Genomic DNA, 12,707 nt, shown 5'->3' with positions numbered 1-12,707 from the left:
TCATCTGCGATCCATTGATCCCGGCGATGGAGGTCGACGCCGTTATGGCTCGTGTGCCTCGGCGCAAACTGGATCTGCGTTCGTGGATTTCCTCTTGGAGCAAGGCCCTGAACTCGGTGCTGTAGGCCGCTGCCATGACCGTCGTGCCGACACCAACGCGTGGACGAGCTGACGAACGACGTCAACACATCCATGCGCAGTCAGCATATTGGGGTGCCGACCGTGAATTGGTCAAATCCACCGATCTTGAAACGTCCTTCGATTGCTGTTTGCGGCTCTGCGAGTCGCGCCCGTTGGGAGCAAAGAAGGCGGTGAGACGGCTCCGTGGTTTCGGCGACAGAAACGCTATCATTGAATCAATTTCTATCCTCAACAGCGCCTAACCTTGGGCTGTGAGTTCACACAACCTGATCCGTGAAGGACGCAAGCGTCTCAACATGAGCGAGCAGCAGTTTGCTGAAGCGCTTGGGGTGAGTCGCGGTGCAGTACAACAATGGGAAAAGCCCGGGGGCACAGCGCCAAAGCGGTCCAATCAAGCACGGGTGGCCGCACTGCTTGGCGTCTCTGTTGCCGAACTGGTGTCAGGCGTCTCAGCGGGCAGTCGAGGGTTCGACATGCGCGCTGAGGTTCCCTTGGTCTCGGAAGTCGAGGCGGGCAACTACACGGTTATCGACAACTTCAAACCCATGAAGCAGTTTGAAACCGTCCCGGTGAGCGTGCCGATCCAGCGGCACACTTACGCCTTGCGGGTGCACGGCGACAGCATGGTCAGCGAAACCGGCGATTCGTTTCCTGCCGGCTCTATTCTGATCGTCGAGCCCGAAATGAAGGCGCAACCCGGCGACTATGTGATTGCCCTGAACCAGGCAAACGAGACGACCTTCAAGCAATTGATCAAGGATGGCGGCGAGCTGTACCTCAAGCCGCTCAACACGCGTTATCCCATCAAGCCACTCGACGGTGCCAGGGTGATCGGCGTCGTGCGTGAATTCACCAAGCGTTTTCGATAGCCCCACTGCTGGTTGACGGCGTGCAGATAGATTTGGCACGCAGTGCAACATTTACTATCGTCGTCGCAATTCAGCCCCTGTTTGATGTTTAAAGGCGCTTGGCGCCGTTCTGCGGGGCGGGGCGAGGGGACTCGGTGGTAACGTGAGTGAGGTCAGGACTGTGCGATGGGGGGTCGGATGCGAAAGGCTGCGCAGCGCCTTGAAGCCGCTGTGGCAAAGCCCAGTTCTTCCGTTCTTCCGCCAAGTCGCCTGAATCGACCTGCCCGCCACCCAGACGGGTGATCGCGATGTCTCGCCGCAGTTCATCCTTCAATGACTGGAACGAAGCTTGTGCCGCGGCCAACCGTCTCCGGCGTCATCCAGATCCTCGATGCCACTGTAATGATAGAAGTCGAGCTGCCCCGTGCCCTGATTGATCAATTCTTCCGGGCGGATCGAATTGGACGTCCGGGTGTGGCGGACAGGCCAGTGAACGCCAAGAAAATGAACCGTTCGGAGCTCATGCGATGCATGACCTTCGCCGAACGGGACGTGGTCCGCGCGCGAGCGATCAACCTGGGAAGTTCGATGTCCGGGGAAGAAGAGCTGGGGAGCGCCGTCTTCGCAGTCGAGCGTCTGTTCGCCGCGGCGAAGTGACAGTGCTTTCGTCCTCACGCATGTCTGCGCGATCACGTTGTCATCGCCCAAGAGGGCGAAACGATTCTTGCGTCCTGATCACGTGCGGCGGCTGCCAGCTCATCGCGGTTCTCGTTGACATCACGCGTCCACACGGCCACTGCGTCTGGGCCGTCGCGCAATCCTCCGAGCTGTGCGCCCCGGTCGACGCTGATGGTGGGCCCATGTCGAATGCTGCGTCACGTTCATCCAAAGCCTCGCGCACCAGCATCAACGCAATAGCGGCTCCGTTGCCGTCGCCACAGGGGCGCCAGCTTCCAGCGGGCGTTCAAGGCGCGGACAAGCTGTCCGCCCGGTGCGTATCGGGCGCGCTTTGCTCAGAAGTGAACCGTCGCCCGCTCCCTTCAGGGTGAACGCCCAGGCAGGCCAACGGGCCAACGCGTACGGCGGCTGTCATCAATCTCCGGACATGCATTCACAGGGGCGCTGTGGTCGAGCCGCGCGATGCCCGTGCAAACGTCAGTAGCCGCAGACGGCAGCCAGGCGCGCCTGGGTTCGCGGACCGGGGATGGCATCCGGCTTCAGCGGCGAATTGTCTTTCTGAAAACTGCGCACCGCACGTTCGGTGCGTGGCCCCATCGCGCCATCCACAGGCCCGGCCCCATATCCGAGGTGGTTCAGGCGGTACTGCACGCCTGTCAGCCAGTCGGAACGCGGCACACCGGAGGCAGGGCGCGCTGAAGCACGCGGCGCCTCCCCGCCCTTGCGGAGCACGAAATTGTCGAAGCTTTCGACGATCACGGCCGATGGCGAGGGGTCGCTCGCTGCCGGCAGGGCGGCTGCCGCGAGCGTGACCGGCACCGCCAGTTCGGCGCCTCCGAATGCTGTCTCGATCAGCTCGACACCTTGCAGCACAAGCGCCGGTACGTGGGTAAGCAAGGTGACCTGGTTGCGGACAATACCGTCAATGTGACCCGTCTCCACCATCACTGCGCTCGCGTTCTTTTGCATCAGCGCGAATGGCTGCGACGCTTGGCCCCAACGCTGCACCAACGCCTCCAGGCTCTCGAACACCTTGCCGCCATAGTCGGCGAACCTGACCTGGCCGGCAGTATCGCGGAAAGCCATCACCGAATGACGGATCGGCTTTTCTTTCCCCTTGATCGCCACCTCGAACGCGAACACGACAACGCGCCGCGTACCGCGCGTCAGCTTCACCACGTCTTCTACGTTTTTCAGGTCGATCACGCGGCGGGCCTGAACGCCAGCCGCACGCAACGTTGGCAGGAGGTCGTCGATGAACGCCGCGAGCACGCGCCTGCCTTTATCGTCCACCGCCAAGTCCGCCACCTGCTTGCCTCGCGCGCGTGCCATGTCCGTAATGGTCACGAATACGCTCTTTCCCTTGGCCAGCTGGGCCACGTTGTTGGCGGCCTGGAAGGTGCAGGGCCCACTGATGCCTGCAGGTTTGACTGCGAGCCGGAGCCCACTCAACAGTTGCTGCTGCCGCAGCAAAGGCGTGAGCTTGCCGGTGACTCGCCCCATCGGCCCCAGCAACGACAGCAGGCGCAATGCGTCTTTACCGGCGCCGCTCCAGCTGCCCTCGGCCACGCCTTCACCCAGGCGTAGCAGATCGACGTAGCCGCCGGTGAACTCCATCGCCGTGGCGCCAGTCGTGGCCAGCGCCACGGCCCACCACTGCGGATTGTCCTGGACCCATTCCTCGAGGTCTTTCACCCGCTTGAGGCGTTTGGCGTCGAAGGCGTCGGCAATCGAGGAGGCGGATTCCATATCGTTTCCTGGAAATGTGCCTTCATCGTAGTTGCGCACACGAATCGCGCATCCTCCCCAGGAGGGACGGCGCGCCACGCGAAGCAGATGGTTTACGACAAAGGGCTTGGACAACCGATTCAGCTTGCCGCATTTCATCCTCATTTGAACCGCCTTTCGTCGATGACGGAGGGCAGCCATAAAGCGATATTGCTGCGTGTGTTCAAGGAAAGTGTCCGGCGAAGTCACATCGTGTGATGTGCCGGCAATAGGGCCGTGTTCCAATGAAGCTTATGAAGACGAATTTTGGTTCCATGCCCATTACTTGCCATCGTTGCGGCAAGCCTGCGCTTTGCAGCCCTAGCAAGGGCATTTGGTGCTCCTACTGCATGTCTGGTGAGCAGCGCCGATCGAACTAAGCAACTGGCCAGTTCACTTTGCCCCGAGCGGGGAGCGTGTAGTGACGACTGCGCTCAGGCTGACGGCTTCCAACGGTGCGGCAGCAGGTCGTCAATTTGGCTGGCCGGTTGAGTCGGCAGCGGCTCGAGCACATCCTTGAGGTACGCATAGGGCTCGTGCCCGTTGATGCGCGCTGAGTGCAGCAGGCTCATGATTGCCGCAGCCCGCTTACCGGCGCGCAGGCTCCCGGCGAACAGCCAGTTCGATCTACCCAAAGCGATCGGCCGGATGTTGTTCTCCACCCAGTTGTTCGAGATCGGTACGTCGCCGTCATCGACGAAGCGCGTGAGTTCTTCCCAGCGCTCAGGCTGTAGTCGATGGCCTTGATCGTCGCCGAACCCGGCGGCACCAACTGGCGCTGCGCCACCAGCCAGCGGTGGAAAACGGCAAGCAGCCGTCGCGACTTGCGCTGCCGTATTCGTCTTCGCTCTTCGGGCGTCTTGTCCTCGATCTCGCGCTCGATGCGGAACAGGCTCTGGCAGAAACGCAGCGCCTGGCGGCCGACTTGGCTGCCATGGTTGACCCACAGTTCGTGGAACTTCCTCCTGGCGTGCGCCATGCACTGCGCCGAGGTCACGCCCTTGTCGAAGCAGGCTCGATAGCCGCTGAACCCGTCGGTAACCAGGGTGCCCTTCCAGGCGCCCGGAGTATCCAGTCGCAGAAACTCGCGCACGTTTGTGCCGCTTCGGGTCTCGCTGAACTCGAACACCACCGCCTTGATCAGGTTGCTGCTCGGGGTGCAGTACGACCACATGTAGGCCCGGTGCGTCTTGCCATTTCCCGGCTTGAGCATCGCCACCGGCGTCTCGTCGGCGTGCAGCACCGCATGTCGCCGCAACTCGTCGGCCAGCGCCTGCACCAGCGGTTGAAGTTGCGCGCCGCACTCGCCCACCCATGCGGCAAGCGTAGAGCGGGCGATGACGTGCCCGGCGCGCTCGAAGACCGCTTCCTGGCGGTACAGCGGCAGGTGGTCCAGGAACTTGGCGACCAGCACCTGGGCCAGCAGGCCCGCGGTGGGGATGCCTTTGTCGATCACATGCGCTGGCACGGGAGCTTGCAACGAGCGTCTCGCAGTGGCGGCAGACCCACTTGCCGCGCACATGGCGCTCCACCGAGAAGACGCCGGGCTGGTAGTCGAGCTTCTCGGCCACGTCTTCGCCCATGCGCTGCATCTGGCAGCCGCAACCGCACACCGTGGACGCGGGCGCATGGTGCACGTCGCGCCGCGGCAGGTGCGGTGATCAATTGATCAATTGATCTCCAGCAAAGGGAACCACGACCGACCCGGCGTGCCGGCTCGCGCTGCTTTGGGAGCTTCCCGTACCCACCGTGATGGACCACCATGGATGTCCTCGGAAAGAGCCATGCGTGGGTTGTCTCGCCGACGGCAAATACATTCCCGGGACGCCTGGAAAACATCCACACCGCGCCATCCGGGGCACAAGAGAGTGCGTCTTCCATCGACATGCAGGACACCCCGTCCCCTTGAAACGGCGACGGCCTGGGAACGATTCGCCTTGGAGAACGGCGTTCGTTGCGTTGCAGATGGTCTGTCCTGTCGAATGGACAAGCATTTGGGATCTCGCGATCTCACGACAACGCCTTGCGATGAACTCTTACCGGGAGCGAGTCGACGCCGACGGGTCTGGTAGTCCGCAGGGCGTCGGTCAGCGTGAAACCGTCCAGGTGCGCCAGAAAACGCTGAAGCGCGCCGTCAAGGAGGCCGGCCAGCCCGCAGCGACCCGTCAGAGTGCAGGTGCTGTCGGTCCCGAAGCAATCAACGAGTTGAAAGTTCGCCTCGACCTCGCGCACCAGCGCGCCCAGGTTGATGTCCTCGGGCCTGCGCGCCAGCCGCAAGCCGCCACCCTTGCCGCGCACGGTCTCGATCCAACCTTGCAGGCCAAGCTGGTGGGTGACTTTCATGAGATGAGCTTCCGAGATGCCATGCGCCTGGGCGATCTCGGCAATGGTGCACAAGCGATCCGGACGTTGTGCTGCGTACATCAACAGGCGCAACGCGTAGTCGGTCATTGCGGTCAGCCGCATCGGCAATCTCCGTGCAGCGCACCGCCGCAAATGTGATGTTGACGCGCAGGCGAACCGGAAAGAAGCGCCGCACGGATCGCGCGAAATGAATCAGCCATGCTGCAGTTCCGTGGGTGCGGTCTCGGGTCGGCGGCTCATCTGGTAGCCATACCAGAGGCTTTCGGCGATCCGCTGCGCCGTGTCATATGCCTGTTCGCCCATGGCGGTTCGGCTGCGCGGCTGTGGCTTCGCGAAACAGGACCAGCCAGCGTTCGAACAGTTGCGCACTCAGGTTGGGCAAGGCCACATGCTTGGGCATGGGCGTACCGCGAAACCGGCCGCTGCCCAGGAGGATCGACGACCAGAAGTCCGTCAGCTTCAACAGGTGGGAGTTCCAGTCATTGACAAAGGTGTTGAAGACCGGGCCGAGTTCCTCATCCTGGCGCACCGAGTCATAGAAGTTGCGCACCATCGCTGAGATTTCCAGTTCGGTGCAAAGGGCAGACGGACGCATGGGACTTCTCCACGGGAAGGTTTATCTGTAATATATCTTATAGCCACCGGAATGCGTGCGCCAGTTCCGGGATTGACGTAGCTCAAACGAGGACAAGACATGCCATCCCACGAGCCCATCGAGGTCCTGATCCTTGAACAGGCGGCGGAAGCCGTCATCTATGCCAACAAGGCCGGCGTGATCGAACGGTGGAATGCTGCTGCAGTCGCGATGTTCGGCTACGCCGCGTCCGAAGCGTTGGGGCAGAACCTCGACCTCGTCATTCCCGAGCATTTGCGCAAGGCGCACTGGCGAGGATTCGACGCCGCGATGGAGAACGGCAAGACCCGGCTGGGTGGGCGCCCGACGATGGCCCGGGGGTTGCACAAGACAGGGCAGAAGCTCTACCTGGAAATGAGCTTTGCCTTGGTCGCGGATGCCTCCGGTTCGGCGCTGGGATCGGTGGCGGTGGCGCGGGATGTGACCGAGCGGGTCGAGCGCGACAAGGCGGCAATGGCGGCGCAGCCGCGTTGACCACCACAAGTTTCACGACGGCGCCAACGCGTCGGCAAGCCATGCAGCCTCCGACAGGAGGCGTTTGCAATGCGTCATTCCCTGCATGCCGCCAGCACCGCGTCCGCGTGAGATGAAAGCCACCGCAATCCCTCCCCCAAGACACCCAAAGAGCCAAGGAATGCAGATGCCAACGCCGTCCACCATTGCCACCGTCAAGGCCACCGCGCCGGTCCTCGCCGTTCACGGCTACGCCATCATTGAGCGGTTCTACCAGCGGCTGTTTCAAGCCCACCCGGAATTGAAGAACATCTTCAACATGCGGCACCAGGAACGTGGCGAGCAGCAGCGCGCCCTCGCCGCGGCGGTGCTGGCCTACGCCACCCATATCGACAACCTGTCGGTGCTGGGTCCGGCGGTCGAACGGATCACGCACAAGCATGCCAGCCTGAACGTGCAACCCGCGCAGTACGCGGTGGTGGGCGAGCACCTGCTGGCCGCAATCAGGGAGGTCTTGGGGGACGCGGCTACTGGTGACATCGTGGCTGCCTGGGGCGAGGCCTACCAGGCCCTCGCAGAGATCATGATTGCCGCCGAGCAGGCGCTGTACGAAGAGGCGCAGCGGCGCCCTGGCGGCTGGCGGGGCTGGCGCAACTTCGTGGTAAGGCACAAGCGCTCGGAGAGCGACGTCATCACCTCCTTCTTTCTCGAAGCCGAAGACGGCCGGCCGATCGCCGACTTCAAGCCGGGCCAGTACATCAGCATCGTGGTTGACGTGCCGCGCCTGGGCTTGCAGCAGGTGCGGCAGTACAGCCTGTCGGACGCGCCGAACGGGCGTTACTACCGGATTTCGGTCAAGCGCGAGAGCGAGGGCGCGCCAGCGAGCGCAGGTATGTCTCGAACCTTCTTCATGACCACGTCAAGCCGGACGACGTGGTGCGGATCACCCCGCCGTTCGGGCCCTTCTTCGTCGACATGGATGCCTCCACACCGGTGGTGCTGATCAGTGGTGGCGTGGGCTTGACCCCGCTGGTCAGCATGCTCAAGACCGTCCTGAAGAATACTGATCGTGAGGTTGTGTTTGTGCACGGTGCCCGGAACGGTGCCGTCCACGCCATGAAAGACCGCCTGAAGGCCTCTGCGGACACAAACAGGCGGCTGACCAGCATCGTGTTCTACGATTCGCCACTCCCCGGCGACGTTTTGGGCTACGACTACGACCAGCAGGGACTGGTGGACCTGCGGTGCATCGCAGGGTCGGCGGTCAAGCCGGATGCTGACTACTACATCTGCGGGCCACTGCCCTTCATGCGCGCGCAGGTGGAAGCGCTCAAGTCGTTGGGCGTTCCCGACGCACGCGTTCATTACGAGGTTTTCGGGACCGACGTTTTCGAGGAATAGGATTGGGCGGGGTTCGGGGCGCAGCCGGCGCCTGAAGGCGCAGCGCACCGCCACGCCGGTTGTCCAGCGAGGACGCGCGCGTACGACGGGAGATTCCGGACGCCTGCATCGAGGGGGTTCACTGCTTCAGCGGTGCATGGCTCGCTTGGCCGAGGCCTCCGCGGCACCTGAAGACTGCAATCCGCGCCAAAGCGTGTGCTGGCAGATCGACCCGCAAAGACAGAAACCGCTTCAGGCCGTCGAAATTCAAGGCCGACGGTGACGCGCAGTGGCGGGAAAGCGCCGGCCGCCGTTCGCGCTCAGTGGGGCCTGCGCCACCTTGAAAAGGCGCTGAGGCTGCCGAACCCGGGAAGGGGAGCGATTTCCGACAGGAGGCGGCCTCTCCGGATCGGCCATGGGCGCGTGTTCGACCGAGGGCAAGATCGCAGGCATTCAACTCGACAGACCGGACAGGCCACTGTCGGCGCGAGAGCAGACCCGAATGCTCCAAATCCCTTGCGGCCGGCTGCCCCAGAAGTCACAGGTACTCCGCACCTCCGGCAACCCAGGCAAGAAGGTCGCGAGCGTCGTCATGGTCGTTCTTGTACGTACAGGCTGGTGTCTGCCAGGTGGGCCCGGGCATTGTCCAGGCGGATCGGACGCCAGCAAGCAAAGCGGGAAAGTCGCTACGGCACGTGCCCGACCTCCGCGCAGATGACCGGAGAGGGAGCAAATGGCGTTGCCGACCCTTGCGGGTCCGATTCGATGCGCGCGGCCGCTTGCAGCGCCGCGATCGCCGCTTCGGCTTCGGCCCGGCTGGCCGCATGCACGCGCGCCAGCGGCTGTCCCTCGCGCACGCTGCTGCCCAGCGGCAGCACGTGCGTGATGCCGACGCGCGGATCGATGCGCTCGTCGGCGCGGCGCCGGCCGCCGCCCAGCGCAACGATCGCCAGCCCGATGGCGCGCACGTCCTGTTCCACCAGCACGCCGCCTTGCGGTGCTGGCACATCACTGTGCACCGGCGCCTGCGGCAGCCCGCGCGCTGCTTGCCGAAGGTCGCTCGGACCACCCAGGCCTGACACCATGCGCGCAAAGCGCTCGGCGGCCGCGCCGTTCTCGAGCGCGCGTGTCGCCCGGGCCTGGGCCTCGGGCAAGTCGGCCGCGAGGCCGCCAAGGCGCAGCAGCCGTGCTGCGAGCGCCAGGGTCACTTCGAGCAGTCGTGGCTCGCGTTCGACGCCTGTCAGAAAGTCGATCGATTCCTGTACTTCGAGCGCGTTGCCGGCGCTGTGGCCCAGCACCTGGTTCATGTCGGTGATCAGCGCCTGCGCAGGCAACCCGGCGCCGGACGCCACCTCGACCAGGCTGGTGGCCAGCGCACGGGCGTCGTCCATGCGCGCCATGAACGCGCCGTTGCCGACCTTCACGTCGAGCACCAGTCCCTGCAACCCGGCCGCGAGCTTTTTGGAGAGGATGCTGGCGGTGATCAGGGGCACCGATTCCACCGTGGCCGTCACATCGCGAATCGCGTAGAGCCGCTTGTCGGCGGGTGCGAGGGTGGGGCCCGCGCCGATGATGGCGCAGCCCGCATCGCGCAAAACGGCGAGCAGCGTTTCGCGCGGCGGCACGACCTGGTAGCCGGCCAGCGATTCGAGCTTGTCCAGCGTGCCGCCCGTGTGGCCCAGGCCGCGGCCGGAGATCATCGGCACCACGCCGCCGCAGGCCGCAACGATCGGCGCGAGCATCAGGCTCACCTTGTCGCCCACGCCGCCGGTGGAATGCTTGTCGAGCACGGGACCCGGTACATCGGGCCATCGCAGGACGTCGCCGGAGTGCGTCATGCCACGCGTGAGGGCCACGCATTCGCCGCGGTCCATGCCGTTGAGCAGGATGGCCATCGCCAGCGCGGCGATCTGGCCTTCGCTCCAGCTGCCGTCGGCCAGTCCGCGCACGAAAGCCTCGATCTGCGCCGGCGAGAGGGCGCCGCGATCACGCTTGCCGCGGATGACCTCGGCCGGCAGCAGCATCAGTAGTCTCCGGCAGCGGCTGCCTTGCCGGGGCCCTCGTGCCGCAGCAGCGCCGACTCGATGTCGGCCAGCAAGCCGCTGGCCCCAAAACGCAGGCGCTGCGGTCCGAGCGCCGACTCGCCCAGGATCTCGCGTATCAGCGCGATGTAGATCGCTGCATCAGCCACCGTGCGCACGCCGCCCGAGGCCTTGAAACCCGTCACGCCCTTGCGTGCGTGGCCGGCCATGCTTTCGAGCATCACGCGCGCAGCAACGGGCGTTGCGCCGGCGGGCGTCTTGCCGGTGCTGGTCTTGAGGAAGTCGACGCCGGCGTCGAGCCCGATCTGGCAGGCCTGGCGGATCAGTTCGGACGAAGACAGGTCACCGGACTCGATGATGAGCTTGAGCGTCTTGCCCGTACACGCCGCGCGCACCGCTGCGACAAGGGCGGCCGCGCCCGCCGCATCGCCCGCCGCGAGCGCCCGCCAGGGAAGGACCAGGTCCACCTCGTCGCCGCCGGCGGCGAGGATGGCGTGGGCATCGCGCAAGGCACGCCCGGTGTCGAGCGCGCCGTCGGGGAAGTTGGCCACGGACGCGATGCGGATCGATGGCGGCAGCGCGGCCCTGGCTTGCGCCACGAAGCGCGGCCACACGCACAGTGCCGCCGGCCGGCCCGCCGGCCCGAGCGCCCTGGCGCACAGCGCATCGATGGCCGCCGCGTCGTCATTGTCATTGAGGCTGGTCAGGTCCAGGCAGGCGAGCGCGAGGCTCGCGTCGCGGGTCGTGTCGGTGTTCACGCTATTTCCTTTGCACGTCGTCGCCCGGCGCGTAGTCCGCGGCCTTGAGCGGGCTGCGCCTGGCAATGTAGGCGCGCAGCACGTCGGCATCGACCAGACCGGTGTCGAGATAGCCCGGATGCGTCGCCAGCTTGGGATAACCGTCGCCGCCCCCGGCGGTGAAGTTGTTGATCGCGAGCCGGTACTCGCGACCGGGCTCGATGGGCTGGCCGTTGACCCGGGCTTCCTTCAATTGCTCGTCCTCGATCCTCATCTGCACGCCCGCCGTCTGCGGGAGGGCCCCCGAGCCCGGCGTCATCCTGGCCGCGGCCTGGAGGTAGCCCAGCAGTTCGGCGCCCGTGAGCCGCACCACCGCCACCTGGTTGCCGAAGGGCTGGACCTTGAGCACGTCGCGGTAGGTGATGGGGCCTTCGGGCAGCGAATCGCGCACGCCGCCCGAGTTCATGAGCGCGACGTCGGCACCCATCCTGTCGCGCATGGCCTCGGCGATCAGCCGGCCGAGGTTGGTCGGCTGCCTGCGCACCCGCTGGCGATCGCCATCGAACACGCCCACGGTCTCACCCACCGGCACCACCAGGCGCGCCTGGCCCTTGTCCTGGAAGGGCTGCAGGAAGGCGCGCACGCTGGCGTCCTCCGGGATGGGGTCGGTATAGGTGACCTTCTTGCCGTCCACCGTGTGCTTGAGGTTGACCGGGATCAGCTGGTACTTGATGAGTTCAATGCGGCCCGCCTGCACCCGGAAATCGGCCCGGCCCACGTATTTGCCCCATTCGTGCGCCTGCACGATCCAGGTGCCGTTCTGCCGGTCGGGCGCGCAGGGCGTGCCGGGCACGTAGGCGTCGTTGCGCAGGTTTTCCTGCAGCATGCAGACCGGGTTCTGGCTGTGGCCGCCCACGATCAGGTCGAGCCCGCGGGTGGCGCGCGCCATCTCCACATCGCCCGCTGCGTTGACGCCGCGGCGGCCGTCGGTGTAGTGGCCCATGTGGGTGGCGGCGATCACCATGTCGGCCTTGGCGCGCAGCTCGGGCAGCAGGGTCGCCGCCTCGTCGATGGGCTTGCGGAATTCGATGCCCGCGACGTTGGCGGCCAGCACCATCCTGGCCGTGTCGTCGGTGGTCAGGCCCATCACCGCGATCTTGTAGCCGCCGCGCTCGAAGATGCGCCAGGGCTCGAACATGCGCTGGCCGTTGCGATAGATGTTGGCCGAAAGCAAGGGAAAGCTCGCCCATTGGCGCTGCTTCTCCAGCACCGCGGGCGGCTTGTCAAATTCGTGGTTGCCCACCGCCGCGGCGTCGTAGCCGAGCAGGTTCATGCCCTTGAAGTCGGGCTCGGCATCCTGGAGGTCGGACTCGGGCACGCCGGTGTTGATGTCGCCGCCGTCGAGCACCAGCGTGTAGCCGCCGCTGGCCTGCACCTCGGCGCGCAGGCGGTCGAGCAGGGTCTTGCGTGCGGCCATGCCGTATTCACCGTCGGCATTGGCCCAGAAGCGGCCGTGGTGGTCGTTGGAGTGCAGGACCGTGAGCTGGATGGGCCCGCGCCCGGTCGGCGCCGTGGCGCAGCCGGGCAGGCCCAGTGCGGCAAGGGCGGCGAGGGCGGCGAGGGCGGCGATGAGGGGCATGCGCATGGCTTGGATCTTCCGCAG

General features: G+C 65.2%; 8 protein-coding genes and 3 pseudogenes. 4 read left to right on the top strand and 7 right to left on the bottom strand.

Annotation, left to right across the window (positions count from 1 at the left end):
* Positions 1–392: 392 nt before the first annotated feature.
* Positions 393–1,010 (top strand): LexA family protein, encoded by a 618-nt coding sequence (locus tag QTI66_RS31285; protein WP_286564234.1) that lies wholly within the window; start codon positions 393–395, stop codon positions 1,008–1,010.
* Between the two features lie 312 nt (positions 1,011–1,322).
* Positions 1,323–1,646, top strand: a complete 324-nt coding sequence (locus QTI66_RS31280; protein ID WP_286564232.1) for a hypothetical protein — start codon at positions 1,323–1,325, stop codon at positions 1,644–1,646.
* A gap of 498 nt (positions 1,647–2,144) precedes the next feature.
* Here QTI66_RS31280 and QTI66_RS31275 read toward each other — a convergent pair whose 3' ends face one another.
* The 4 genes and pseudogenes from QTI66_RS31275 to QTI66_RS31260 form a co-directional block, all read right to left on the bottom strand.
* Positions 2,145–3,416 carry a peptidoglycan-binding domain-containing protein gene (locus QTI66_RS31275; RefSeq protein WP_286564231.1) on the bottom strand — a complete coding sequence of 424 codons (1,272 nt, stop codon included), beginning with the start codon at positions 3,414–3,416 and terminating at the stop codon, positions 2,145–2,147.
* A 452-nt stretch (positions 3,417–3,868) separates the two neighbouring features.
* Positions 3,869–5,092 (bottom strand): annotated as a pseudogene (gene tnpC / locus QTI66_RS31270) (IS66 family transposase); the annotation flags it as partial.
* 352 nt (positions 5,093–5,444) lie between these two features.
* Positions 5,445–5,900: an RrF2 family transcriptional regulator gene (locus tag QTI66_RS31265; RefSeq protein ID WP_286564229.1), complete on the bottom strand. Its 456-nt coding sequence runs from the start codon at positions 5,898–5,900 to the stop codon at positions 5,445–5,447.
* A 90-nt stretch (positions 5,901–5,990) separates the two neighbouring features.
* Positions 5,991–6,393, bottom strand: a pseudogene (locus QTI66_RS31260) (group III truncated hemoglobin).
* Positions 6,394–6,492: 99 nt separating this feature from the next.
* Between QTI66_RS31260 and QTI66_RS31255 the strand changes: the two are divergent.
* Together QTI66_RS31255 and hmpA are read left to right on the top strand one after the other, a co-directional pair.
* Positions 6,493–6,906: a PAS domain-containing protein gene (locus QTI66_RS31255; RefSeq protein ID WP_286564228.1), complete on the top strand. Its 414-nt coding sequence runs from the start codon at positions 6,493–6,495 to the stop codon at positions 6,904–6,906.
* A gap of 166 nt (positions 6,907–7,072) precedes the next feature.
* Positions 7,073–8,286: pseudogene (hmpA, locus tag QTI66_RS31250) on the top strand (NO-inducible flavohemoprotein).
* A 665-nt stretch (positions 8,287–8,951) separates the two neighbouring features.
* Here hmpA and deoA read toward each other — a convergent pair.
* The 3 genes from deoA to ushA are packed head-to-tail and all read right to left on the bottom strand — an operon-like array spanning position 8,952 to position 12,689.
* Entirely contained in the window at positions 8,952–10,289 is a 1,338-nt protein-coding gene (gene deoA, locus QTI66_RS31245; RefSeq protein WP_286564226.1) for a thymidine phosphorylase, read from the bottom strand.
* A complete protein-coding gene (gene deoC, locus QTI66_RS31240) occupies positions 10,289–11,065 on the bottom strand; it encodes a deoxyribose-phosphate aldolase (protein WP_286564224.1) in 777 nt (258 codons plus the stop codon). Before deoC ends, deoA begins: the two co-directional genes overlap by 1 nt.
* Position 11,066: 1 nt before the next feature.
* A complete protein-coding gene (gene ushA, locus QTI66_RS31235; RefSeq protein ID WP_286564223.1) occupies positions 11,067–12,689 on the bottom strand; it encodes a bifunctional UDP-sugar hydrolase/5'-nucleotidase UshA in 1,623 nt (540 codons plus the stop codon).
* Positions 12,690–12,707 lie beyond the last annotated feature (18 nt).

The organism is Variovorax brevis (assembly GCF_030317105.1).
Classification (GTDB): Bacteria; Pseudomonadota; Gammaproteobacteria; order Burkholderiales; family Burkholderiaceae_C; genus Variovorax; species Variovorax brevis.
Note: the sequence above shows the minus strand (reverse complement) of the source record. Positions and strands in the feature narration are given on the sequence as shown.

Excerpts from the sequence above, each read along its gene's own strand:
- QTI66_RS31280 (WP_286564232.1), top strand. The coding sequence starts at position 1,323 with ATGACTGGAACGAAGCTTGTGCCGCGGCCAACCGTCTCCGGCGTCATC.
- QTI66_RS31275 (WP_286564231.1), bottom strand. The coding sequence starts at position 3,416 with ATGGAATCCGCCTCCTCGATTGCCGACGCCTTCGACGCCAAACGCCTC.
- QTI66_RS31265 (WP_286564229.1), bottom strand. The coding sequence starts at position 5,900 with ATGCGGCTGACCGCAATGACCGACTACGCGTTGCGCCTGTTGATGTAC.
- QTI66_RS31255 (WP_286564228.1), top strand. The coding sequence starts at position 6,493 with ATGCCATCCCACGAGCCCATCGAGGTCCTGATCCTTGAACAGGCGGCG.
- deoA (WP_286564226.1), bottom strand. The coding sequence starts at position 10,289 with ATGCTGCTGCCGGCCGAGGTCATCCGCGGCAAGCGTGATCGCGGCGCC.
- ushA (WP_286564223.1), bottom strand. The coding sequence starts at position 12,689 with ATGCGCATGCCCCTCATCGCCGCCCTCGCCGCCCTCGCCGCCCTTGCC.